At 60.9% G+C, this 22,762-nt stretch carries 24 protein-coding genes; 14 read left to right on the forward strand and 10 right to left on the reverse strand.

Going from position 1 to position 22,762, the window contains the following annotated elements; genetic code table 11:
- The first annotated feature begins 200 nt into the window (after positions 1–200).
- Entirely contained in the window at positions 201–1,451 is a 1,251-nt protein-coding gene (locus EXZ48_RS24775) for an efflux RND transporter periplasmic adaptor subunit (RefSeq protein WP_050746217.1), read from the forward strand.
- Positions 1,448–4,621: an efflux RND transporter permease subunit gene (locus tag EXZ48_RS24780; protein ID WP_130519027.1), complete on the forward strand. Its 3,174-nt coding sequence runs from the start codon at positions 1,448–1,450 to the stop codon at positions 4,619–4,621. The genes EXZ48_RS24775 and EXZ48_RS24780 overlap by 4 nt, the downstream gene beginning before the upstream one ends.
- Before the next feature lie 68 nt (positions 4,622–4,689).
- Here the strand turns inward: EXZ48_RS24780 and EXZ48_RS24785 are convergent, their stop codons facing one another.
- Positions 4,690–6,153 (reverse strand): peptidase S41, encoded by a 1,464-nt coding sequence (locus EXZ48_RS24785; protein ID WP_245462346.1) that lies wholly within the window; start codon positions 6,151–6,153, stop codon positions 4,690–4,692.
- On the opposite strand from EXZ48_RS24785, the gene EXZ48_RS24790 reads away from it, so the two are divergent.
- Positions 6,152–6,355, forward strand: coding sequence for a hypothetical protein (locus EXZ48_RS24790; RefSeq protein ID WP_207900483.1), 204 nt, complete (start codon positions 6,152–6,154; stop codon positions 6,353–6,355). The two genes, EXZ48_RS24785 and EXZ48_RS24790, sit on opposite strands and share 2 nt — an antisense overlap.
- A 258-nt stretch (positions 6,356–6,613) precedes the next feature.
- Here EXZ48_RS24790 and EXZ48_RS24795 read toward each other — a convergent pair whose 3' ends face one another.
- Complete coding sequence (locus tag EXZ48_RS24795) at positions 6,614–8,080, reverse strand: MFS transporter (RefSeq protein WP_130519057.1); 1,467 nt, start codon at positions 8,078–8,080, stop codon at positions 6,614–6,616.
- Between the two features lie 131 nt (positions 8,081–8,211).
- On the opposite strand from EXZ48_RS24795, the gene EXZ48_RS24800 reads away from it, so the two are divergent.
- Together EXZ48_RS24800 and EXZ48_RS24805 are read left to right on the forward strand one after the other, a co-directional pair.
- On the forward strand, positions 8,212–8,826 hold the full coding sequence (locus EXZ48_RS24800) for a TetR/AcrR family transcriptional regulator (RefSeq protein ID WP_130519030.1): 615 nt from the start codon (positions 8,212–8,214) through the stop codon (positions 8,824–8,826).
- A gap of 271 nt (positions 8,827–9,097) precedes the next feature.
- Positions 9,098–9,577 (forward strand): SRPBCC domain-containing protein, encoded by a 480-nt coding sequence (locus EXZ48_RS24805; RefSeq protein WP_130519031.1) that lies wholly within the window; start codon positions 9,098–9,100, stop codon positions 9,575–9,577.
- A gap of 99 nt (positions 9,578–9,676) precedes the next feature.
- Here EXZ48_RS24805 and EXZ48_RS24810 read toward each other — a convergent pair whose 3' ends face one another.
- Positions 9,677–10,513 (reverse strand): helix-turn-helix transcriptional regulator, encoded by an 837-nt coding sequence (locus EXZ48_RS24810; protein WP_245462347.1) that lies wholly within the window; start codon positions 10,511–10,513, stop codon positions 9,677–9,679.
- 83 nt (positions 10,514–10,596) lie between these two features.
- On the opposite strand from EXZ48_RS24810, the gene EXZ48_RS24815 reads away from it, so the two are divergent.
- Positions 10,597–12,054: an MFS transporter gene (locus tag EXZ48_RS24815; RefSeq protein ID WP_130519033.1), complete on the forward strand. Its 1,458-nt coding sequence runs from the start codon at positions 10,597–10,599 to the stop codon at positions 12,052–12,054.
- A gap of 82 nt (positions 12,055–12,136) precedes the next feature.
- Here EXZ48_RS24815 and EXZ48_RS24820 read toward each other — a convergent pair whose 3' ends face one another.
- Positions 12,137–12,961 (reverse strand): helix-turn-helix transcriptional regulator, encoded by an 825-nt coding sequence (locus EXZ48_RS24820; RefSeq protein WP_245462348.1) that lies wholly within the window; start codon positions 12,959–12,961, stop codon positions 12,137–12,139.
- 53 nt (positions 12,962–13,014) lie between these two features.
- Between EXZ48_RS24820 and EXZ48_RS24825 the strand changes: the two genes are divergently transcribed.
- Both EXZ48_RS24825 and EXZ48_RS24830 read left to right on the forward strand, forming a co-directional pair.
- Positions 13,015–14,601, forward strand: coding sequence for an MFS transporter (locus EXZ48_RS24825; protein WP_130519035.1), 1,587 nt, complete (start codon positions 13,015–13,017; stop codon positions 14,599–14,601).
- Positions 14,602–14,736: 135 nt separating this feature from the next.
- Positions 14,737–14,946 (forward strand): hypothetical protein, encoded by a 210-nt coding sequence (locus tag EXZ48_RS24830; protein ID WP_130519037.1) that lies wholly within the window; start codon positions 14,737–14,739, stop codon positions 14,944–14,946.
- Positions 14,947–14,986: 40 nt separating this feature from the next.
- Here EXZ48_RS24830 and EXZ48_RS24835 read toward each other — a convergent pair whose 3' ends face one another.
- Positions 14,987–15,448, reverse strand: coding sequence for a hypothetical protein (locus EXZ48_RS24835; RefSeq protein WP_023515403.1), 462 nt, complete (start codon positions 15,446–15,448; stop codon positions 14,987–14,989).
- A 70-nt stretch (positions 15,449–15,518) separates the two neighbouring features.
- Here EXZ48_RS24835 and EXZ48_RS24840 point away from each other — a divergent pair, with 70 nt between their 5' ends.
- Both EXZ48_RS24840 and EXZ48_RS24845 read left to right on the forward strand, forming a co-directional pair.
- Positions 15,519–15,809: a hypothetical protein gene (locus EXZ48_RS24840; RefSeq protein ID WP_023515404.1), complete on the forward strand. Its 291-nt coding sequence runs from the start codon at positions 15,519–15,521 to the stop codon at positions 15,807–15,809.
- On the forward strand, positions 15,809–16,075 hold the full coding sequence (locus EXZ48_RS24845) for a hypothetical protein (protein WP_024270345.1): 267 nt from the start codon (positions 15,809–15,811) through the stop codon (positions 16,073–16,075). The genes EXZ48_RS24840 and EXZ48_RS24845 overlap by 1 nt, the downstream gene beginning before the upstream one ends.
- Before the next feature lie 1,336 nt (positions 16,076–17,411).
- On the opposite strand, the gene EXZ48_RS24850 is transcribed toward EXZ48_RS24845, so the two are convergent.
- The 4 genes from EXZ48_RS24850 to EXZ48_RS24865 form a co-directional block, all read right to left on the reverse strand.
- Positions 17,412–17,648: a hypothetical protein gene (locus EXZ48_RS24850; RefSeq protein ID WP_130519039.1), complete on the reverse strand. Its 237-nt coding sequence runs from the start codon at positions 17,646–17,648 to the stop codon at positions 17,412–17,414.
- 34 nt (positions 17,649–17,682) lie between these two features.
- Complete coding sequence (gene rpsU / locus EXZ48_RS24855) at positions 17,683–17,925, reverse strand: 30S ribosomal protein S21 (RefSeq protein ID WP_130519041.1); 243 nt, start codon at positions 17,923–17,925, stop codon at positions 17,683–17,685.
- Between the two features lie 44 nt (positions 17,926–17,969).
- Positions 17,970–18,257 carry a hypothetical protein gene (locus EXZ48_RS24860; RefSeq protein ID WP_037406336.1) on the reverse strand — a complete coding sequence of 96 codons (288 nt, stop codon included), beginning with the start codon at positions 18,255–18,257 and terminating at the stop codon, positions 17,970–17,972.
- 125 nt (positions 18,258–18,382) lie between these two features.
- Positions 18,383–18,592, reverse strand: a complete 210-nt coding sequence (locus tag EXZ48_RS24865) for a cold-shock protein (RefSeq protein ID WP_023517599.1) — start codon at positions 18,590–18,592, stop codon at positions 18,383–18,385.
- A 269-nt stretch (positions 18,593–18,861) separates the two neighbouring features.
- On the opposite strand from EXZ48_RS24865, the gene EXZ48_RS35515 reads away from it, so the two are divergent.
- From EXZ48_RS35515 to EXZ48_RS24890, 4 genes are all read left to right on the forward strand, one after another.
- Positions 18,862–19,179: a hypothetical protein gene (locus EXZ48_RS35515; protein ID WP_245462351.1), complete on the forward strand. Its 318-nt coding sequence runs from the start codon at positions 18,862–18,864 to the stop codon at positions 19,177–19,179.
- Between the two features lie 93 nt (positions 19,180–19,272).
- Entirely contained in the window at positions 19,273–19,491 is a 219-nt protein-coding gene (locus EXZ48_RS24875) for a hypothetical protein (protein ID WP_130519043.1), read from the forward strand.
- Between the two features lie 420 nt (positions 19,492–19,911).
- Entirely contained in the window at positions 19,912–20,211 is a 300-nt protein-coding gene (locus EXZ48_RS35520; RefSeq protein ID WP_130519065.1) for a hypothetical protein, read from the forward strand.
- 621 nt (positions 20,212–20,832) lie between these two features.
- Entirely contained in the window at positions 20,833–21,165 is a 333-nt protein-coding gene (locus EXZ48_RS24890) for a hypothetical protein (protein WP_130519047.1), read from the forward strand.
- Positions 21,166–21,469: 304 nt separating this feature from the next.
- Here the strand turns inward: EXZ48_RS24890 and EXZ48_RS24895 are convergent.
- A protein-coding gene (locus EXZ48_RS24895) for an IS3 family transposase (protein ID WP_371687678.1) occupies positions 21,470–22,668 on the reverse strand; the annotation gives its coding sequence in 2 pieces (ribosomal slippage) (positions 21,470–22,354 and positions 22,357–22,668; 1,197 coding nt in all).
- Positions 22,669–22,762 lie beyond the last annotated feature (94 nt).

The raw sequence follows: 22,762 nt of genomic DNA on the forward strand, positions 1-22,762 counted from the left end.
GGCTGATGTTCGTGTTCCCAGACGGCGTGCGGTGCGGGGCATGGAGCTGGCCACCACGCGCACCATCACGATTGACCACCCCGCCGAAAAATTCCCCGGGGCCTTGACCTTTCCATCGTTGGAAACCGCAGCGTTGCCAAAAATGACCGTCATCGCCTCCGTTGGTCCGGAGTGTGGTGCCCTTGTGAAAGTGAACGAGAATGAGCAACAAGGCCTCCTCAACCCTGCTTCTTGCCGGCGTCGCCATAGCCGCGGGCACCCTTGCCTTCGTCTATCGCGACGATGTCGGCCCCTATGCCGGAAATCTCATGGCGCTTGCGCTTTCGACCGGTGCGTCCGAGGCCGCGGCCCTGCCGGTAGAAATGCCCTTGCCGCAGGTGCCCGTTGCCGAGGTCATCACGCGCAAGGTCGCGCCGTCTGCCGAGTTCACCGGCTATCTCGAAGCGGCCGAGATCGTGGAGCTTCGTCCGCGCGTCGGTGGCGCGATCGATATTGTCACGGTTCCCGAGGGTCGTCTCGTGCGCCCGGGCGAGCTCCTCTTCCAGATCGACCCGAGACCCTTCACAGTCACCCTCAATTCGGCCAAGGCCCAACTGCGGCAAGCCGGGGCCCTGCTGGATCAGGCCGAGGTGGATTTCAAGCGCGCCGAAGCCCTTGCGCCGAAGGGCACGGTGCCGCGCAAGACGCTCGATGATGCGCAGGCCATCCGCCGCCAACGCGCGGCCGAGGTCGAAATCGCCAGGGCCGCCGTCGCTGCTGCGGAACTCGACCTGTCCTTCACGCGCGTCACTGCGCCGGTTGCAGGGCGGGTGGACCGGGTGCTCGTCACGCAAGGCAATCTCGTTGCCGGTGGAAATGCTGCCGCGGCGACGCTTCTCACCACGATCGTCTCGACCGATCTGCTTCATGTCTATTTCGATATCGACGAGGCCACCTATCTCGGTTTTGTCGCGCAGGCGCGGGCATCCGGAACCGGCACGCTGCCAGTGCAGGTGGGGCTGATGACCGATACCGGCTTCCCCTATGCGGGTGAACTCGACTTCCTCGGCAACCGGGTCGATCGCGGCACCGGAACGATCCGCGCCAGGGCCATCCTGAAAGATCCTGATAGCCACCTGACGCCCGGGCTCTTCGCGCGCGTCAGGCTGGTGACTGCCGAACCGGCGCAGACCGTGCTCGTCGACGATCAAGCGATTGGGGTCGACCAGGGGCGCCGCTACGTCCTGGTTCTCGGAGCCGGCGACAAGGTCGAATACCGCCCTATCGAATCCGGGCCGATGATCGCCGGCCTGCGCGTCGTTTCGGAAGGCCTCGACCCGGCAGAAAGGATCATCGTGAAGGGGCTGGTCCGCCCGGGCATGCAGGTCGTTCCGCAGATGGTCTCCATGCTGCCGGGCCAGTCAGCCGACGATAAACGCGCCGAAACTGCCTCGCAGGAGGCAGGTCAATGAACATCCCGCGTTTCTTCGTCGACCGCCCCATTTTCGCGGTTGTTCTCTCCGTCCTGATGCTGATCGGCGGCGGACTGACACTGCTGAAGCTGCCCTTGAGCGAGTATCCGCAGGTGACCCCGCCAACCGTGCAGGTCACCGCCAGCTATCCGGGTGCCAACCCCGAGGTGATCGCTGAAACGGTCGCCGCGCCACTGGAACAGGTGATCAATGGCGTCGAGAACATGCTCTACATGAGCTCTCAGGCCGCGACCGACGGACGCATGACGCTGACGGTGACCTTCCAACAAGGCACCGACCCGGACATGGCGCAGATCCAGGTGCAGAACCGCGTTTCCCGCGCGCTGCCGCGCCTGCCGCAGGAGGTTCAGCGCATCGGTGTCGTGACGCAGAAGATCTCGCCCGACATCCTGATGGTCGTGCATCTCGTTTCGCCCGACGATCGCTATGATCCGCTCTACCTGTCGAATTTCGCGACCCTGCAGGTGCGCGACCAATTGGCTCGGTTGCCGGGAGTCGGCGATGTCCTGGTCTGGGGCGCCGGCGAATATTCGATGCGGATCTGGCTTGATCCCGCCAAGGTGGCCGCCCGCGGCCTGACGGCGAGCGACGTCATCGGTTCCATCCAGGAGCAGAATGTTCAGGTGGCCGCCGGCTCGGTCGGCCAGCAGCCTGAAGCCTCGGCGGCGTTTCAGGTCGCCGTCAATACGCTCGGCAGGCTCTCGAACGAAGAGCAGTTCGGCGATATCATCGTCAAGACGGGGTCGGAGGGTCAGATCACCCGCTTGCGCGATGTCGCGCGGATCGAACTCGGCGCGGACGCCTACGCGCTGCGCAGCCTTCTGAACGGCAAACCGGCACTGGCGATGCAGGTCATCCAGAGCCCCGGGGCGAATGCACTTGACGTCTCCGCCGCCATCCGCAGCACCATGGAAGAGCTGCAGAAGGGTTTTCCCGAAGGACTGGAATATCGCATCGCCTACGACCCGACCGTCTTCGTCAAGGCTTCCCTGGAGGCCGTGGTGGTGACGCTGCTCGAGGCCATCGTCCTGGTCGTCATCGTGGTCCTGCTGTTCCTTCAGAGCTGGCGCGCCTCGATCATCCCGCTGGTTGCCGTGCCGGTGTCCCTGGTCGGCACCTTCGCCTTCCTCTACCTGTTCGGCTTTTCACTGAACACGCTTTCGCTGTTCGGCCTCGTGCTGTCGATCGGCATCGTCGTCGATGACGCCATCGTGGTCGTCGAGAACGTGGAACGCCACATCGCGCTTGGCCAAACGCCGAAGGAGGCAGCGCGCAAGGCCATGGACGAGGTGACCGGGCCGATCATCGCCATTACGTCGGTCCTGTCGGCCGTGTTCATTCCCTCGGCCTTTCTCTCCGGCCTGCAGGGCGAATTCTATCGGCAGTTCGCACTGACCATTGCGATCTCGACCATCCTGTCGGCGATCAACTCCCTCACCCTTTCCCCGGCGCTCGCGGGCGTGCTGCTGACGCCGCACCACGGTGGGGCAAAACGCGATCTCCTGACTCGCGTGATCGACGGGCTGTTCGGCTGGTTCTTCCGGTTGTTCAACCGCTTCTTCGACAGCGCCTCGAATGCCTATGTCTGGTCGGTCCGCCGCGCCGTGCGGCTCAGCGCGCTCGTCCTGCTCGTCTATGCGGGCCTCGTCGGCATGACATGGGTCGGTTTCCAGACGGTACCCAACGGCTTCGTCCCGGCGCAGGACAAGTACTTCCTTGTCGGCATCGCCCAGCTTCCGACCGGCGCTTCGCTCGACCGCACCGAAGCCGTCGTGAAGACGATGTCGGAGATTGCGCTTTCCGAGCCGGGCGTCGAGAGCGTCGTCGCCTTTCCGGGCCTCTCGGTCAACGGCATGGTCAATATCCCCAATGCGGCGGTCATGTTCACGATGCTCAAGCCGTTCGACGAGCGGAAGGACCCGTCCCTCTCCGCCTTTGCCATTGCCGGCCGGCTGATGGGCAAGTTCTCCGGGATTCCGGATGGTTTCGCAGGGATCTTCCCACCGCCACCGGTTCCGGGCCTCGGCTCGACGGGTGGTTTCAAGATCCAGATCGAAGATCGGTCGGGGCTTGGTTTCGAGGCGCTCGCGCAGGCGCAGGGCGCGCTCATGGCCAAGGCGATGCAGACACCCGAACTTGCCGGCATGCTCGCAAGCTTCCAGGTGAATGCGCCGCAGGTGCAAGTCGATATCGACCGGGTGAAGGCCAAGGCGCAGGGTGTTCCGCTCAACACGATCTTCGAGACGTTGCAGGTCAATCTCGGCTCGCTCTATGTGAACGACTTCAATCGGTTCGGTCGCACTTACCGTGTTCTGGTCCAGGCCGACGCGCCATTCCGCATGCAGCCCGAGGATATAGGCCGCCTGAAGGTCCGCAATGCGGCGGGCGACATGATCCCGCTGTCAGCGCTGCTGACGATCAGGCAAAGCGCAGGTCCCGACCGGGTCATGCACTACAACGGGTTTCCATCGGCCGATATCAGTGGCAGCCCGGCGCTTGGCTATTCGTCCGGACAGGCGACCGCGGCCATGGAACGTATCGCGTCGGAAACCCTGCCGCCCGGGATGGCCTTCGAATGGACGGAGCTCGCCTATCAGGAAAAGCTGGCCGGAAACACAGCGATGTATGTCTTTCCGCTTTCCGTGCTGCTCGCATTCCTGATCCTCGCAGCACAATACAACAGCTGGTCGCTTCCCTTCGCGGTCCTGTTGATTGCGCCGATGGCGTTGCTCTCGGCAATCGCCGGCGTCTGGTTCAGCGACAGTGACAACAACATCTTCACGCAGATCGGCTTTGTCGTTCTCGTCGGCCTCGCGGCCAAGAACGCGATCCTGATCGTGGAGTTTGCCCGGGCGAAGGAAGAGGAGGGTGCCGATCCGTTGACGGCCGTGCTTGAAGCGGCGCGTCTGCGCCTGCGGCCGATCCTGATGACCTCGCTCGCCTTCATCGCCGGCGTCGTCCCGCTTGTCGTCGCGACCGGCGCCGGTGCCGAGATGCGCCACGCCATGGGCATTGCGGTCTTTGCCGGCATGCTCGGCGTCACGCTTTTCGGCCTCCTGCTGACGCCGGTCTTCTATGTTGTCGTGCGGAAGCTCGCTCTCGGGCGCCGTCACCCTTCGCTCGGCAAAGCAATCGAAGAGCCCGGTTGAAATCTACGAATGGCGGGCGCCGGGTGTTCCGACGCCCGCCATCCGGGCCAAGGTCCCGGCAACGGGGATCAAGGGTTGCGAATGAGATCCAGGACCTTCTCCAGCGCTGGATCCCGCCCCTCGGCATAGGCTTCGTAGGTCAGATCGACCGTGATCTCCGGTGCGATGGAAATGCCGCGGGGGCCAAAGGCGACCGTAGCCCAGTAGCACTCGCCGAGCTCGAAGCATCCTGTCTCGTAGTCATGGAATTCCGGGCTGTAACGAACCGCAAGGCCGGAGTTCGGCAGCTCGAGATGTTTGCCTTCTGCCCAGAACCGGCTGGCATCTCCCATCTCCTCTCCGATCAGCGTGACCTTGTCGCCGCCCGATCCCTTCAGCATTGCTGCCGTGGAAATGGCCGCGGAGAAGGTTGCCCTGCCCACGAGCACGAAGACCCGCCCGTCGCGCGGGACAAGTCGTGGCAAGGCCTGGGAAAACAGGATCGTGTTGAAGAGGTCCCCACCCGGGTTGAAGCGCAGGTCGACGACCATGTGCTTTGGCTGGACCGGAAGGATTTTCTCGTGGAAGAGGCCGGCGAATTTGTCCGACAGGGCGGTATCATCCATGCTTCTGACCACGTCGCTGCGGATGTAGAGGATTTTGCGGGCCTCATCCAGGAACTGGGTCTGCAGATCGCTGCGCTTGCTGTAGACGGCAGGGAGATCGCTGCGGCCATCGAGAAGATGGTTCCATCGGCCCGAAAGACTGGCCTCGTCCGGTTTGAGCACGCCGTAGCCCCTGTTGAGGTTCGTCTTGCGTTCGTCGCCCGGGTCTTCGTCCCCTGTGGGCGCAAGCGTGACTGTTTCCGAACGGCCGTCGGCAAGCTGAACGGTCAAAGGCACGGCGGCCGTATCCTTGATCGCGCCAATTTGCTTGAGGACGCTGGGCGTGACCAGATATCCCGGGGAGAGAAAGCGGATCCGCTGGTCCGTTCCGGGGAGATAGACCCGAAGTGCGTCAAGCGCCTCCTGTGTGGTGAGGGCACCGATCCCATCGATGCGTGCGCCGAGCAGCCGCGCGAAATCCGGATGGGTCTTGACGACACGGAGCCCGTCGGCAAACAGCCACACCCGGACCGGGATGTCCGGGCCGAGGAGCTTTGCGGCATTGGCATTCGTGTGTCCGTTGCGTGCAACCGCTACGGCGCGCATGACGTGGAGCGCGAATTCTTCCGGAGTCAGATGCTCAGCGGCCGCGGCGGTTTCATCGACAAGTCGGTTGAAATCGCTCCTCTGGCTGTCGTTGAAGCTTCTGTCTTGCGGCGCCCATGTCTCCTTCAGATAGGTCAGGTCCTCGCGCATCTTTTCCGGTGTCAGCGGCGGGCTGTCTGCCTGCGCAAAGGTCGGGGCAATCAGCAGCAGGCCCGCCGCAGCGGCGCGAACCCTTGCGCTTTTCGCAGTCTTTGCCGACAACTGGATCATAAGTGTTGTCGCATTCATCGTGATCGGTTTCGTGGGTGTGCCGATGAACCCGGCAATGATCTCGCGGGTCATGAAAACGGCCCACCCCGGGCCATTGGTCAACACAGTTCATACGTCGGTCATCAATATCGGCCTTGCTGCAGGTGCCTGGTTCGGCGGCATCGGCATTCTCGCCGGTTACGGATTGCGGTCCCCGCTGTGGATCGGCGTCGTTCTGGCGCTGCTCGGTCTCGTGAGCCTCATGCCGCGCAGCGTCAGGGGGGCGGCGAGCTGATGGATATGGCGCGGCCGCCGACCTGGCAGCGCCACCGTTGATGTTGGATTGTGGGCGGCCGTAGCCTTGTGCGGCCGCCCATTCTGTCTCCCGCATTGGAAAGCGGCGGTGCAGGGTTGTGCAGTTTGCCGATGCTGCAAGCGCATATCGATCTCCAAACGGCCACCCCGCGCCTGCCGGACTACTGCCGCAAATGTTCTGCGAAAGCCGACGGCCCGGGTGCCGGAACATCGCCTGCCGAGGGTTGCCGTCGTTCTCTCATTCCGGCAGTTTTCTCGGCAGCCAGAGCCATGTGACGATGCCGAGCGTGAGTGTCATCAGCCCCCCGGCGCCGACCGCCATGTGCAAGCCGGTCAGGAAAGCCTCCTTGGCTTGTGCGGTGGCCTCGGGGGTGACGCCGGCATGATCGAGGGTTTCATTCAACGTGCCGGCAACGCCCGGGCCGAGAAGGCGGAAGCTCAAAGTCGCCAGTGACCCCAGAAGCGAGATGCCCAACGCATTGCCCAGTTCATTGCTGGTCTCGGCAAGGGATCCGGCAGCGCCAGCGCGCTCGGCCGGTACGGCAGAGACCGCGACTTCGGCCACGAGGCTGAACGACAGGCCGAATCCGATGCCCGCGATCATGGTTGAGGCGATGAAGGCGGTGACGCCGGTCTGCGTGCTCGTGAGCAGCAAGAGGAAGACGCCGGCGCTGATGAGCAACAGGGTTGCCACAAGGGCGGTCCTGCGACCGACCCACTCCACCACACGGGCAGTGCCGACGCAGGTTGCGGTGAGCACGACGGCTCCAGGCAGCGTCAGCAGCGCGGTTGTGAAGACGTCGAAACCGAGCACCGCCTGCAGATAGATGCCTGACAGGTAGCTGGCGGCGGACCATACGACGAGGGACAGGAGGCCGGTCAGGATGGCGATCGAGAATATGCGGTCGCGAAACAGGTCGAGGTCGACCAGTGGATCGCCGATTTTCGTCTGGCGGCGGAGGAACAGTGCGACGGAAAGGATGCCGATGATCCCGACGATGGATTGTTTCAGCGTGAAGCCGTCGGCGGCGGCCGTCTTGAGCGACCAGGTGAACAGCAGGATACCTGCAAACGACAGCAGAAGGCTCGGCAGGTCAATGCGCCCGCCGGTCGTCGAACGGACTTCGCGCAGCAGTATCGGTGCGGCAATCAGGAAGGCGAGGACAACCGGGATATTGATCAGGAATACGATGTTCCATTCGAAGTGCCTGAGCAACATGCCGCCGATGAGGGGGCCGATGGCGAAACCTGCGGCGAATGTCGCGGCGAAGATTCCGATGGCCTGCGCGCGCTGGCGTGCATCCGGAAACAGGGCGCTGACGATTGCCAGGCCCGAAGGCAGCAGTGTAGCACCCCCCAGTCCCATCAGCGCCCTGGCGATGATCAGGCCAAGTGGCGATTGCGCATAGCTCGCCCCGAGCGATCCTGTGCCGAAGACGATCGCGCCGGTCATGATGAGCCTGAGCCGGCCGTAACGGTCGCCGATATTCCCGAAGGCGATCAGCAGGGACCCGACGACAAATCCGTAGATGTCGAGAATCCAGAGTGCCTGGTCGGCCGATGGCGTAAGGGCGGACGTCAAATGCGGCATCGCCAGATAAAGTATCGAGCCGTCCATGGCGACGAGCAGCACAAGCGGTAGCACAGCAAGGAGGCCAAGCCATGCGTTTCGATTGGTGGAATCCGGTAATGTCATATCACTCATTGGGCATGGATCCTCTACAAACGGCGCACAGGCGCGCGCCGCTTCCGCCGCCGGCTCCCGGCCGGCTTGGTGGTTGCATATGAAGGGGTTTCTGTTATATACTTTTAGTAAGTTACTTAAGGTATATAGTGATGTCAAGCACTCCTGCGAATGCCAGCTCCACTGCGAAACGGGTCCGCCTCAGCCGTGACGAGCGGCACCGCCAGCTTCTGGGCGTCGCGTGGCGACTGGCCCGGGAGGAGGGGACCGACGCGCTGACCCTGCCACGTATGGCCAATGAATCCGGTGTGACGAAGCCGGTGATCTACGACCATTTCGGCACCCGGAACGGCCTGTTGACGGCGCTTTACCAGGATTTCGACGAACGCCAGACGGTGCTGATCGATGCCGCCATTGCCGCCAGCGTGCCGACATTGGAGGGGCGCGCAAGGGTCATCGCCTCGTCCTATGTCGAATGTGTGCTGGCGCAAGGTCGCGAGATTCCCGGCATTCTGGCCGGCCTTGCCGGCTCCCCCGAACTGGAGGCCGTCAAGCGCGAGTATCAACTCGTGTTCATCGAGAAATGCCGAAAGGTGTTGGCCCCGTTCTTGGGGACGGCGGGTGTCGATCCTGCTGGCTTCTGGGGGATGCTTGGCGCCGCCGACGGCCTATCCCATGCCGCTGCGTGCGGGGAGATCACGGTGCAGCAGGCACAGGACGAACTCTATGAGACCATCATGGCAATGGTCGGCAGGAGTGGTCGCTAGCTTTGACGGTGAACCGGTGCTTCTCAAGCCGGCCATGGGCAACAGGCTGAGGCATTCATGAGCGATCCTGTGGGGGTGAATGTGCCCCTTCCCCCGGAAATGAGGATTGCTGTCCCCCCGACAGGCGCGCCAAAGGGCTCCGGCCGGGTTTGCAGCCCATTCCGGACGTCGCAAGTGCTGTTGCACTGATTGCAAACCACAATCAGTTTTGGTAGATGAGACCAATTGCGTTTTGCAATCAGTTTGATGCGCTGAGATTTCGGAGTGACCAATGGAGCAGCGACAGGGGAATGAGATCTTGCACAAGACGTTCGTTTTCGAACGGCGGTGCGAGGCTCCGGTGGAGCGCGTGTTTGCGGCATTTGCGGACCCTGCTGACCGTGCGACATGGAGTGCGCCGTCCAACGATGCCGCATTCGTCTATGATGAAGCCGACTTTCGCGAGGGCGGCGAGGACCAGTTCCGCTGTGGTTCAAAGGAAAATCCGCAATATACTGGGCGCACGACCTATATCTCGATTGTGCCGGACAGGCTCGTGGTCAGTAGTGAAACTGTTGAAACCGGCGGGCGGACACTGATGACGAGCTTGATCACGACGGAACTTGAGGCCAGTGCCGATACGACACGGGTCAAGGTAACCGTGCAGGTGGTTTCCTTTTTTGGCGAAGGAATGTTGGGGGGCGTCGAGATTGGTAACAATGCTGCCCTCGACAATTTGGTCGCGTGCGTGCGGGCGCCCTTTGAGTTCTGAAGCCGGTGCTGACAACGGGCTCGCAGCAATGCAGCTGGAGTGCTCCACCCATCGCTAGCGCATTGGACGCGGCCGACGCGAGGCCGATCCTTGTTGTGGCTACGGTACGGAACCCTCAGGTCCTTCATCGGCGGCCGGGCCGGTAAGGACAGCATGCACCACGAGCCGCAGGTGCCGCCCGCCATCGATGGTGAGGGAGGTGTGCTCGAAGGTCACGGGGTGGCCCTCGACGCGGATCGCGCGCGTGCCAGTGCAGGGCATGTGAACATCGGGGTTCTGCCACAACGCCTTGAATTCCGGTGAGATGGTTTCCAGCTCCGCGACCAGCGCGCGCATATCCGTATCGTCGCGTGCGCCTGCGAAATCCCGTCGAAAGCTCGAAAGCATGGTTTGCGCCTGGCTTTGCCAATCCACCAGAACATCACGGAGATTCTGGTCGCAGAACAGCATCCATAGAAGGTTGCGACGGGGAGAGGCCTGGTGAGTGAAGCCGAACAGGTCGTCGGCGGCTCGGTTATAGGCAAGGACGTCCCAGCGAAGATTGAGCACATAGGCGGCGTGCGGCGAAAGGTCGTCCATCAGGCGGCCTACCAGGGAAGGCACGGTGCACCATGTCTTGCCGGGTTCCGCCGGCGGACGTTCCTGGGCAAGCAAAAAGAGGTGTCGCCGCTCGGCCGCATCGAGTTTGAGAACGCGCGCGAGATTGTCGAGAAAGCCGGAGGAGACGCCGATATCTCGCCCCTGTTCAAGCCATGTGTACCAGCTAAGTCCGACGCCGGCGAGGGCGGCCACCTCCTCGCGTCGCAGGCCGGGCGTACGCCGTCGTCTGCCGGCGGGCAGGCCGACATCAGCCGGTGTCAGGCGTTCGCGCTGCGCGCGCAGGAAATCTGCCAGTTCAGGCCGGGTTCGTTCGAACGTACGCATCTCTGCCGCCACTAAAAGTAATAGCATAATGAGTTAAATTGTACGGGTGTCAATGCTCGGGCATGGCTGTTGCGTCAGTAACATGAGGACGCAAGATGAGTTCCGATACCCATACCCCCCGACCCTTTCAAAGCCGGGGAGACGGCATTGCCGCCGGTCCACCATGGCTGGGCCTGTCCATTCTCCTGCTTGCCGGTTTCGTAACGATCTTCGATCTCTTTGTGGTCAATGTTGCGATCCCGAGCATGCAGGCCAGTCTCGGTGCAAGCCTGCCGCAGATCGGATTCATCATCGCCGGCTACGAACTCGCCTTCGGAGTGCTCCTGATCACGGGCGGGCGGCTGGGGGATATCAATGGACGACGGCGGCTTTTCGTCCTCGGCATGGCAGGGTTCACGCTCGCCTCAGCACTTTGCGGGCTGGCGCCCAATGTGGAGACCCTCATCGGCGCGCGGATAGCGCAGGGATTGACCGCAGCCCTCCTGTTTCCGCAGGTCTACGCATCGATCCGGGTGAATTTTTCTGCGAATGACAGTCGCCGGGCCTTCGGGCTCCTCGGCATGACCTTGGGTCTTGCGGCCATCGCGGGTCAGGTCATGGGCGGGTTTCTTGTCGAAGCCAATCTCTTCGACCTCGGCTGGCGCACCATTTTCCTCATCAATATTCCCATAGGTCTTTTTGCCACCGCGATGGCGCGGTTCATTCCCGAGACCCGGGCACAGGAGCGTCCGGCGGTCGATTGGCAGGGTGTCGTCCTCGTGAGCCTGGGACTCACGCTTCTGCTCGTGCCGCTGATCGAAGGGCCGGCTCACGGGTGGCCGCTCTGGGCCTTTGCGTCGATGGCCTGTGCTGTCGTGCTGGCCGCCGCATTCTACCTGCAGCAGGAACGCCGGCGCCAGGCGGGTTTCGAAGCGCTGGTCGATATGACGCTCATGCGCCAGCCGCGCTTTGCCCGGGGCGGGCTGCTGGTGGTCCTGATCTATTCGACCTCCTCGTCTTTCTTCCTGTGTTTTGCCCTTCTGGCCCAGACCGGATTTGGCTTGAGCCCCCTCGAGGCGGGCAGTGCCTTCGTGCCGTGCAGCGTCGGCTTCGTCGTGGCATCGCTGGTCGCGCCGCGCCTTGTCGCCCGCTTCGGCCCATCGGCGATCGCAGCGGGCGCGCTGCTCTACGCCCTGTCGCTTGGCATCCTGATCGCCCAGGTCTGGGTCGCAGCGATCGACCTCGTCGTCGCGCATCTGATCCCGATGCTGATCCTGGTTGGCGCGGCCCAGGGGCTCATCATGACGCCGCTTCTCAATCTCGTGCTCGGTTTTGTCGAGGAACGCCAGGCCGGCATGGCCTCGGGTGTCGTTGCGACGCTCCAGCAGGTTGGTGCTGCCCTTGGAGTGGCGGTTGTCGGTATGCTTTTCGGCGCGGCCCTTGGAGCTGGCGGCTCGGCGCAGCTCTACGCTTCCGCCTTCGTGAGCGGAATGACATACAATCTTGCAGCCGCCACCATAGCTGCGGCCGTGATCCTCGCCATTGCCCGCGGGAAGCCAAAGCCCCGAACCTGACGCCTTTCCGTCCGCCCCTGCCGCATGATCGGCCGGATCCCACGGCCGCTCCAACGCGATCGGCGGGCAGGGGCGGTCGGCGCTACTGCAGAAAATAGACGACCATCCTCAGGTGTCGGTACTCGTCCACGGTAAGCATCTCATGCAGGAAGCGGAGAGTGGCTCCGTCTCGATCCAACAGGGTGCCGATACCGCGGGCGTAGTTTTCCAAGCTCGGCTGCTCGAACCAACGGCGGAAATCCGGTGAGAGGCGCTTCAGTTCATCGACAAGGCCCAGCATCGCGGGATCGTCGGGCGCTCCCGCAAGGTCATAGCGAAACTGCGTGAGAAGTCTCGGCGCCTCGGCGCGCCATTCGGGGAGGCGGTGGCGGAATTGCGGGTCGGCAAAGAGGAGGCGCATGACATTGCGGGCGGGCCGCTCGCGGGATGTGAAGCTGAACAAATCGTCGGCCGCGCGGTTCCAGGCAACAACATCCCAGCGAAGGTTGACCACATAGGCGGGCCGCATGACAAGATCGTCCAGCAATGTCTGAACGAGCGAGCCGACGGACGGCCATTGATAGGCTTCCGGTGGCGGTGGGCGCCGGTGTGCGAGCAGGAAGAGATGGCTGCACTCGGCGTCGTCGAGTTTCAGCGCTTTCGACACCTTGAGCAGGAAACTCTCGGAGACCTGGATATCGCGCCCCTGCTCGAACCAGGTGTACCAGGTGAGCCCCACCCCCGCGAGCGCAGCCACTTCCTCGCGCCGGAGGCCGGGCGTCCGGCGCTGGCCCGTCGCGGGCAGGCCGGCATCGGCTGGCGTCAGCTTTGTCCGGTGACGCATCAGGAAGTCGGAAAGGTCGGTTCGCGTGCGTGCAAATGAGCGGGTCGACAAGACTGTTGCCTTCAGTAACAGGATAATTTCCAATATTGTAACAGGATGATCATGCCTGGAAAGTCTGCCTGCAACAAGGAGGCAGCATGACTTCTCACGACGAACTTGATCTTCCGCCCTCTGGAACCCTGACTGCCGGGCTGCCTCCGCCGCCCGCAACAGCCAGTATCCGCGATTGGCTGGGGCTTGCGCTGCTTGCTCTGCCCACCATCCTGCTCGGCCTCGATCTTACCCTTCTTCATCTGGCACTTCCGGCGCTCGCCGCTGATCTGCAGCCGACCAGCACGCAGGCTCTCTGGATCATGGATGCCTACGGCTTCCTGATAGCGGGTTTTCTGATCACCATGGGAACGCTCGGTGACCGCATCGGGCGTCGCAAACTCCTGATGATCGGCGCAGCCGCCTTCGCGCTTGCCTCGATACTCGCGGCCTTCTCCACGAGCGCCACCATGCTGATTGTCGCACGGGGCCTGCTGGGAATGGCCGGTGCAACATTGATGCCCTCGACGCTGGCCCTCATCACGAACATGTTTGCCGACCCGAGGCAGCGTGCGCTCGGCTTTGGCATATGGGCGACCATGTTTGCGCTCGGCATGGCGCTCGGGCCGGTGGTGGGTGGCGTGCTCCTGGCGTATTTCTGGTGGGGCGCCGCGTTTCTCCTGGCCGTCCCGATTGTCGGCCTTTTGCTCGTGCTGGCGCCCGCCCTTCTGCCGGAATATCGGGCACCACGGGCCGGCAGGCTGGACCTTGCAAGCGTCGGCCTTTCGCTCGCCGCCATGCTGCCGGTGATCTACGGCATCAAGCAGTTTGCCAAGGATGATCTTGGGGTGCAGCCGATCGGGGCGATTGCGGTGGGGCTCGCCTTTGCCGTGCTGTTCGTGCGCCGGCAGCGTCGGCTTGCCGATCCGCTGCTCGACATCAGCCTGTTTTCAAGTCGGGCTTTCAGCGTGGCGCTGGTCGTGCTGCTGTTCGGCCTTGTCGCGGTTGGCGGCACGATGCTGCTGGTTACCCAGTACCTGCAGCTCGTTGCCGGTTTTTCTCCGCTCGTCGCCGGTCTCTGGATGGGGCCACCAGCCCTTGCCATGGTCGCTGCAGGCGTCGCAGCGCCCCTGATCGCGCGGCGCGTTCGCCCCGGTTTCGTCGTGGCGGGTGCCCTGGGACTGTCGGTGGTGGGGTACCTGTTGCTGACCCGGATCGATACCAGCACTTGCGGTGTCATTATCGTCGTCGCCGGATTTTCGCTTGCCTATCTCGGGCTCGGCACGATTGCGGCGCTTGGCACGGATCTGGTGGTCGGCTCGGCTCCCGTGGAAAAAGCCGGCTCGGCTTCAGCGATGTCCGAGACGGTGCAGGATCTCGGCATATCGCTCGGTATTGCGGTGCTTGGCAGCCTTGCAACCGCTATCTATCGTCAGGCCATGACCGGTCGAATACCGGAGGGGCTCGGCGCGGAGGCCCACAGGGCCGTTGGTGACAGCCTGTGGGCGGCGATGTCGGTCGCTTCGGAACTGCCGCCTGGCCTCATGGAGACGGTACAGGCCGCATTCACGGCAGGGTTCAGCAATGCGGCGATGTTTAGTGCCGCAGGCGTCGCCATTCTTGCGGTTCTTGCCGCTGTTTCGCTGCGGCACGTCGGCGCCATCGAAGGCGGCGATTCGCACCGCGGCCCGTAGGCCCAGGATTGTCCGACCTCCGATGCATCGCCTTCGCCCGTCCGGCGACGACGCTCCTTCATCGCTCCCCGGTTGCGCGGTTTTGGCCAGGGAGGGGAAGGGACAGGACGATGGCGGCGTGGCGAGCAGACGCTGATGGCCGGCTTCGTCGTCCGCTGCGAGGGAACCGGTATGGGACTTGCCATTGTCAGCCAGGTCATGTCGACCCATGGCGGATCGGTTGGCTTGGGAGACGCGGTTGGCGGCGGCCTGGCTGCAAGCCTCGTCTTTCCCAGTCCGCAGAAGGGCATCCAATTGGAATGTCAGAGTAATTTATCTCCGATCACTGCCTATCAGAGCTATTGACCTTCCGCGCCGTTCATGATGCGTTCCAGATCATGGATTTTTATCGCCTATCACTCAATCTCACGACGAAGGGTGGATTGAGGGGTGGGTCGGAAACGGCTTCATCCACGTTGGCCGTCGATCGTGCCACCACGTCGTCATAGGCGGCCTGCGCACGTTCGCTGACGGCCTGCACAATCTGGCGAGCGGCATTAGCCACCTTTTCAGGAGAGCCGTCGCGCTGGACACCTTCAAGGGCGGCAAGCCTTGCCGAATTCTGATCAACGCGGCGCTGCTGGAATGCCTCGGGCCGTTTCGTCTGGATACCGCGCTCAAGACCACCAACCCCCATGTCGCCTGTTGCCTGGAAGGTGGTGGGCTGTGAACCGGAAACCAGGTCGGCGGCCGGATCTTCAAGGGAGCGGCGGAAGGCGGAAAGGTCGGTCGCGCTGTCGGCAAGCTGGCGAGCTGCAAGGCGTTCACGCCCGGCCTGATAGAGAGGCGCAGCGGCATCACGGGCCATGCGATAACCATTGACGCGGTGCCGCCAGAAGCCGTTCCGACATCCTCAAATTCATGCTGGAGATACGATCATGCCGAACGAAACCGTTCCGGTAGCCGGCGCAGCTATGCCCACAACCATTGAAGAGCTGTTCCGGCGTTGGTGCGAGGCCGAGCGCCTTGCATCCTTGCCCATCGCAGACGAGGACGCCGAGCCTCTCCTTGCCGAGTGCCAAGCTCTACAGGACCAGATAGAGGGCAGCCAGCCAGCAACAGCAAGGGAGTTGGCTATCATACTACTGGTTGGCACGGATCGCTGGGCCAGCCAGGTCGAGCCGAAACTAAGGGCGCTGGTGGAAACTCTTGCCGAGGAGCGCGAATAATGAAGAGCGCGGCAATCGAACGTTTCCGCCGCTCCGAACTGGAGCGATGCATCGAGAAGATGATTTCGCTTCTCGACATGATGGACGGTGATTGCGACCTTGAAGACGGCGCCGATGAAGAACCATCTTTGTCGGTACGGCCCTCAATCATCAACGGCCGGCCTGAATATGATCTGGAAGCCGACCCGGCAGAGTCTGGTATCGCAGACCAGGAAGCATTCGACCTCATCATGTTCACTGATACGAACTTGAGGCAGATAGGATGAAGCGAGCTGCAATCCCGAGGGAATTCGCGTCGAGCAGGCAGCGCACGCCCTCTCGCTCCTCAGTCCATAATTTGAGCTGCCACGTTGAGAGCGTTCAGCCGGTGATACACCCTCTTCCTAGGCGCTCTAGCAACCAGTCAGGCCACGTTCTCGCGGGATCGTTCATCGCTCTGCCCGCATTGTTGTCTCGCTCCCAAATGTATAGCTTGAACAAATCATTAGGCGTAATCTCAAAAGTTGAATTTCTGGGCTTGAAATATCTGTGAGGGTGGGTGCCGTTTGGCAACTTGTAGCCCTCTATGACAACGTGTGGGCCTTCGATCCCATGCCAAAGCATGTTGTCCCGGGGCGTCGTAATGTCGATGTGGCACGAGACCGACAGAAGCTGCCCCTGATATGATACGGCTATCGGGGCGCCCCCCTTCTTCGTATCGCTAGTGTAGGCGTTTCTGCCCCAGCTAAGTATTATGTATTTGCAGATGTGGACGTTGAAGCGAACATCATAGTTTTGCCGCCCCAGCTTTTTATCGCCCGACTGGAATGCTCCGAGTGGGTTCGTTCGTTGGCCTCTGTTTCCCGAGGGAGCATTCTGTGTTGGAAACAGATTGAATGTTCCCCGAGAAATCTCTTGATGCATCCGCCGGGACATATCCTGGATATGATCGGGGGTATTGAATGTCCCCCTCTGCAAGCTTCCCGCTGGCTGAACAGTTGGCCATTTCACGAGGTTAACTCCCGTTTTCGGTGGATTTGATTAAGAAGCGCGCCGGCTAATCGGTTGCCGAATCTCCCTCAACGGTACTAAGTTTCTGCATCGGAACAAGAATAATTCACGCATAGCGCGAGTTTTTAACGCCTCAAATTGCGTAAAAAGAGCAGCAAGGCGTTGCCCACCAGTCGAAGACAGTCGGTCCAAATGTGGGACCGAACGTGTCAGGGGCTAAACCGCCACTCAGGCGCTTGCCGACCTTCTCAGCCAGGGCGCAGTGACCCTGAAGCGCGGCGATCCGAAGAGCCGGCGCGCCGGTTCGAGGTTTTCACGGGCAGCGGCCGTCGGCGCGAGTGGAGCGCTGAGCGCAAGGCTGCGATTGGCCGGGGCATGCATCATTCAGTGATGGTAGCCTTAAGGGGACGACATGCTGAGTGGCTAGGCGCGGCGGTGCATGAAAGACTTCTTCAAGTGGATACCTGAGAGCGGCTTGGAGCCGTGGTTTGAAAGGGCCCCTATCAATCTAGGCGCCTGGTGCCGGTTGCTCTCGAGGAGTGAGTGGCGCCCACTTTTCGTTCCATGATGTTCGTAGCGGGAGAGGTGCCGAGCTCGTCTTCGGATGATCGGTTATCTACCAACCGCTCTCCGCCGGATTTGCTTTTCCTGTCGCTTACGTTGTGGCGTCAGTGCAGGCGTGGCAACAGCCTCTTGCGCTAAACGAAGCGCACGGAGCTTTTCGGTTTTGATTTCGCGTGCCTGTGCTTCCTGCTCGATAATTCCTCTCGCAACGAAAGTGGTCGCTTCCGACTTCTGCTCCGCGCTTGCCTTCGTGGGTTTGAAGAACTGCTGTTTTGTAGCCATCATTCGTCACCTCCTTCGGGGTAATTCCGAGCTTCCGTTAGCGCCGGCCAATGGCCGGCTTCTTCTTTGGCGCGGGAATCAATCCTTCACGTTGCGCTTTCTTGCGTGCCAGCTTGCGGGCACGCCGCACGGCTTCCGCCTTCTCGCGCACTCGCTTTTCCGAAGGCTTTTCGAAGGCGCTCCGTGCCTTCATTTCGCGGAAGAGGCCTTCCCGCTGCATCTTCTTTTTCAGAACGCGAAGGGCCTGATCGACATTGTTGTCCCGTACGAGAACCTGCAAGATATTTCCTTCCGATAGCGGTCGATGCCGCTGTTATGATCTGATTACTTCCTGATCCGGATGCTCGAAGCTTTGAACCAAGGCTCTTTGTTGCTTTCAGAACCTCGCGGAGCAGGCGCCGGCCGCGCTGTTGCGCTTTCCTGTTCCTCGATATCGCTCGCAAGGATGCGGCGTTCAAACTTCTCGTCGCCAAGGCGGACTCGGTACTGGATCTCCCCGCGGTCTGACGGCCGGACACCTACAATTCGGCAGGGTCGGTTGCCTTCCGCGCGGCGGAATAGATCAGGCTTGAGCTTCACCATGTCGCCAACGGCATAAACTGTCTGGCTCATGACCAGGTCCTCGCGTAGCGTGTGGTTGAAAACAAAAAGGCCGGGCATCACCCCGACCTCTTCCTGTCGTTCGTCATCGGCGCTGCCAGTACATCCGTGGTCAGCGTCAGAGAGACGACAATTCCTTATGCTGCGCGCAGATTGTCAGCCGAGCTCTTGCCAGACTTTCGGTCCTGCACGACATCGTAGCTTACCTTTTGGCCCTCAACGAGAGAGTTGAGGCCCGCGCGTTCGATGGCGGAAATGTGCACGAAAACGTCTGTTGCACCGTTGTCGGGTGCGATAAAGCCAAAGCCCTTGGTGCTGTTGAACCACTTTACAGTGCCTGTGTTCATAACGATTTCCTTTCAATCGTTGTTGATGTCGTCGGATTGACGAACCATGTAGATCGACGATGAGAGGAGATCTGACCGAGCCACTGGGGCGATAGACAAAAGGTCACAAGCAAAGTTCGATGGGCTAAAGATAGGTTTTTCCGCAGCACAAGCAAGTTTTTATTTTTGCCAATACCCTGAGGCAGCATTTTATTTTTGCTAAACTCCCTCATTTTCAAAGCGGTAGCGCGGGTTATTTTTTTTTCGAGGAGCCTTTGGATTTCGCCGTTATTTGCCGAAGCAGGGGTCAATCCGTGCCAGGGGGGGTGCAAGGTATTCGTCCGACGCATCGAACCGGGCCAGTCGTGCAGCTCTCGGCCGAGAGCATTTACTTTGTACGCTTCGACGGCAATGAGGTGACGTTGCCCTTGGAACTTGCGTCTCTTGGCGAGATGTTGGAAACAACCGATGGGGGTTACAAACTCTTGCGGTTCTTTGACACAATCGAAGAGCGAGGAAAATGGATTGAGTGGCTGGACGCTCCGTCGAAGCCTAGAGTGGTTTCGCAGGTCAGTGAGGCCGACGAAGTAGGGTTTTCCGTTGGATGATGCGGAACTTTCTGCACCATGCAGACTTGGTTGCGTGTGGCCTGCTCGCAGCGCTAGCTTCGCATCGCGGCCATTCCAAATGGAGGAGCCGAGATGAATGAGATGTCAATTCAGCAGGCTGGCGAGATAGCCGCAATAACTCTTGTTGTAAGGCAACTGCTGGCTCGCCTCCCGCAGAAGGAACAGGATCAGATCAGGGCGTTTGCCAGCGGTCGGCTAAGCGTGCCTCACTGGCGCGGCGCGGAAATCGAAACGCTTGCGTCTGCCGCTAAACGAGAGCTGGACAACCTGTTCACCGCTGCCATCCCATAGTAGCCGACTACTCCAAGCTACAAATGGCCTTATTTGATTGCTTGCTAACGCGGCGATGAAGGCGCAGGGTTAAACCTTCAGTAGCCATCGAAACGGGCGCTGCTGTGTGAGGGCTGACTACCCTGGCCCCATCTGAGAGGAGGACGAAATGTCTTCCCTGTTTACACGCCGGCAAAACCGATATCACGTTACCGCGGTCGCGTCGCAATGTGCCGTTGCCGCTAGCTTGCTCATGATTGTCTACCTCCTGACAGAGGGGTGGCTGTGGTGATGCTGAAGTTGCAAAATATCAAGTCACTCGCGCGACTCAGGAGGGAGAGGGGTCCCTACCCCTTTCTCCCCGCAGCCCGCAAGATTCGCATGTATAGCGTCGCCCACGAAGAGCAGGCGAACGCTACAGGTGTTCAAGGTGGGCTTTGCATGAGATCGACGGAAACTGAAATCACATTTACCCATCCGTTCCACCTTGATGCGCTCGTAGAGCCGCAAGAAGCTGGGACTTATCGACTTGTGATTGGCGAAGAGCTTATCGAAGGACTAAGCTTTCCTGCCTATAAGAGGGTGGCTACTCATCTAGAGATACCACCGATTTCAGTCCCTACGGGAACGCGCCAGCGTCTCCAGGTTTCATACGAAGAAATCTTCCGCGTCCTTACCTTGGATGCGAAACGGCAGCGAGAAGCTGATGGGCGGCCGACTATCGGTCGGGTCGAGCCTTAACCCCCAAAGAAAGGAGGACAAGATGTCTTCCGCCATACGAAACGTTGATTTCAATCCGGCCAGCAACCGCGTTCTCAAACAGATGTTACACAAAGCAGGGTATGTAACCGCGAGACTGACGCCGCTCTCAGGCCCGTTGGCAGAACAGTCTCGTTCGGTGCTGAGGCGTTTTATGGCCGGAGTGGTCGATCGCAGTGGAGAAAGAACTCCTCCTGCACCCAAAACGGGTGCAGCATACGGCCAGCCGTAGGAGCCAGTATCGTAGTTCGCTTCAGCCGGGACGGTGTGCCAACGTCATACGATCAGTTGCCAAAATGACGTAAATCCAAGAGCAGCCAGCGTTCGCGACCAATGTCCTCGCAAGTAAACACCACTACCACCCTCCTGCCTCCGAAAGACGGAGCGAGTGTATTCTCTATCTGTTGTGATGCCTGCCAAAGCTCAATGCTGAAAACTGGGCGATGATTTTATAGAACCCCACCCGATTACTAAAATATAGCGAAGCAAATTCAAGATTCGACGTGTGTGGGTAAAAAGAGTATAGGTTCTTATCGACGGCTTGTGAAACGGGCGCTGTCGCTGAGGGTCGAAAGGCTTCCGCCCCAACTGAGCGTGAAGCCAATGCGTATAGAGCATTCATCTGTGCTGCCCGATGGTTTCCCAATTTTGCTGTCCGGCTGCAAGTCGGCTCCAAGTCGATTGATTTCAGTAGTCGCGCATGACGCCCGTTCCTACCTTAGGACGGCGCGCGTGGTGATCGAGACCATTGATAAGATGGGAAACACCCGGCTCTTTCCCGTTGAACTCTTGGGTATCGACACAACATCCGCCTTCACAATCTGCGAGCAAACGCTCGTCATGTATCCTCTTCGATCTATCGTCTGCGGATATCGCATTGACGACGCTACAGAGGTGATCGAACTCAGATATCTGCGCCGACACTACGACGCCTAACGCTTTCCCTGTGGTCCTCCGGTGTCAGCGGCACTCGTCTTTTTTGGGGGGGGCGGCGACCGCCATCTTCGAAAACAAGATAGAAGGTGGGGTCGTCGCTAACCGGGGCGGACTTAGGTTCAGGAACGCGGCAAGTCCGGCGAGGACGCAATATGTTTAAGATGGTACTCGTACATGTTTTTGGAGGTGAGGAGAGTCATCCCCTCATCGCGCTCTTTCCTTTCTTTGGGTTGGATGTGAGCTCCACTGATGCGCAGTTGATCGGAATTGCGAAGTGGAGTTGCCCCCAAAAGACCGGACATGCTCAGGTTTGAGATTGCGAGCTGATGAACTCGCGCGGGGATTGATATCCTAACGCCTTGTGCGGGTGAAGATTATTGTAGTGGTCGAACCAGAACGGCAGTTGCGCCATGACGGTTTCGGCGTCCGGGGTGGGGTTCACCGAGACGTAATCGCGCTTGAAGGTTTTGACGAAGGCCTCGGCCATCCCGTTCGATTGCGGGCTGCGCACCGGCGTCGTGCATGGCTCCATGCCGATCTCGCGGAGCAAGGATGCGGTGTCCCTGGCGATGAAGCAGGAGCCGTTGTCGGTGAGCCATTCGATGGGCTCGGACAGCATGTTGATGCGGCCGAACCGGTTCTCGACGGCGGTGATCACGAGGTCCTGCACGTCCTGGCTCTTGATACCCTCGGTGGTGGCGACATGGGCGATGGCCTCGCGGTCGCAGCAGTCGAGGGCGAAGGCGACGCGGACCTTCTCCTTGTTGTCGCAGCCGATCTCAAAGCCATCGGAGCACCATCTGATGTTCGAGCGTTCGACGGCGACCTGGCCGTCATGGCGGCGGTCGTCGACCACTCCGGTGTGGCGCACCAACAGCAGATCATGCACCTTCATGACCCGGTAGACGCGCTTGGCATTGGGCCACGAACGCCCGTCTTTCCGGGCGTTGCGGCGAAGAATGGCATGGACACGCCGATAGCCGTAGGTGGGCATGTCGGCGATGACGGCCTTGATTTCCTCCACCAGTTCCCGATCCGGGAGTGGTGGGCGTCCTCTGGCTCTGGAAGGGGAGCACGCAGCACGCGTAGCGATATTCGACCGGGCGACACCCAAAGTCTCGCAGACGGTCTTCATCCCAAAATCCCCCTCGGACGAGAGAGCGAGCGCAACATCTGTTTTTTTGAGCCGGTGGCGATTTCGAGGGCTTCCTTGAGGATTTCGCCTTCCATCGTCTTCTTGCCCAACAGGCGTTGCAACTCCTTCACCTGGTTCTGAAGCGCCCGGTATTCGGAGGCCGGGACAACCTCTTCTTCGGCGGCCGTCGCCGTCAGTGCGCCTTGGGACGCCAGCTTGCGCCAGGCGAACAACTGGTTCGGCTGGATGCCATGCCGACGCGCGACGATGCTCACCGTCGCGTCCGGCTCGTAGGTTTCCTGGATAATGGCAAGCTTCTCTGCCGTGCTCCAGCGTCGCCGCCGTTCAGGCCCGGAAAGGACCCGCATCTTATGGGTGGTGATAGTCATAATACCAACATTACTTCTGTGGTTGCCGTCCGTTGCGCAAGAAGTTTCCAACCCTTCTGACGTGTGATCGAGT

The sequence above is a fragment of the Shinella sp. JR1-6 genome, from assembly GCF_004284735.1.
In the GTDB taxonomy this organism is placed as follows: domain Bacteria; phylum Pseudomonadota; class Alphaproteobacteria; order Rhizobiales; family Rhizobiaceae; genus Shinella.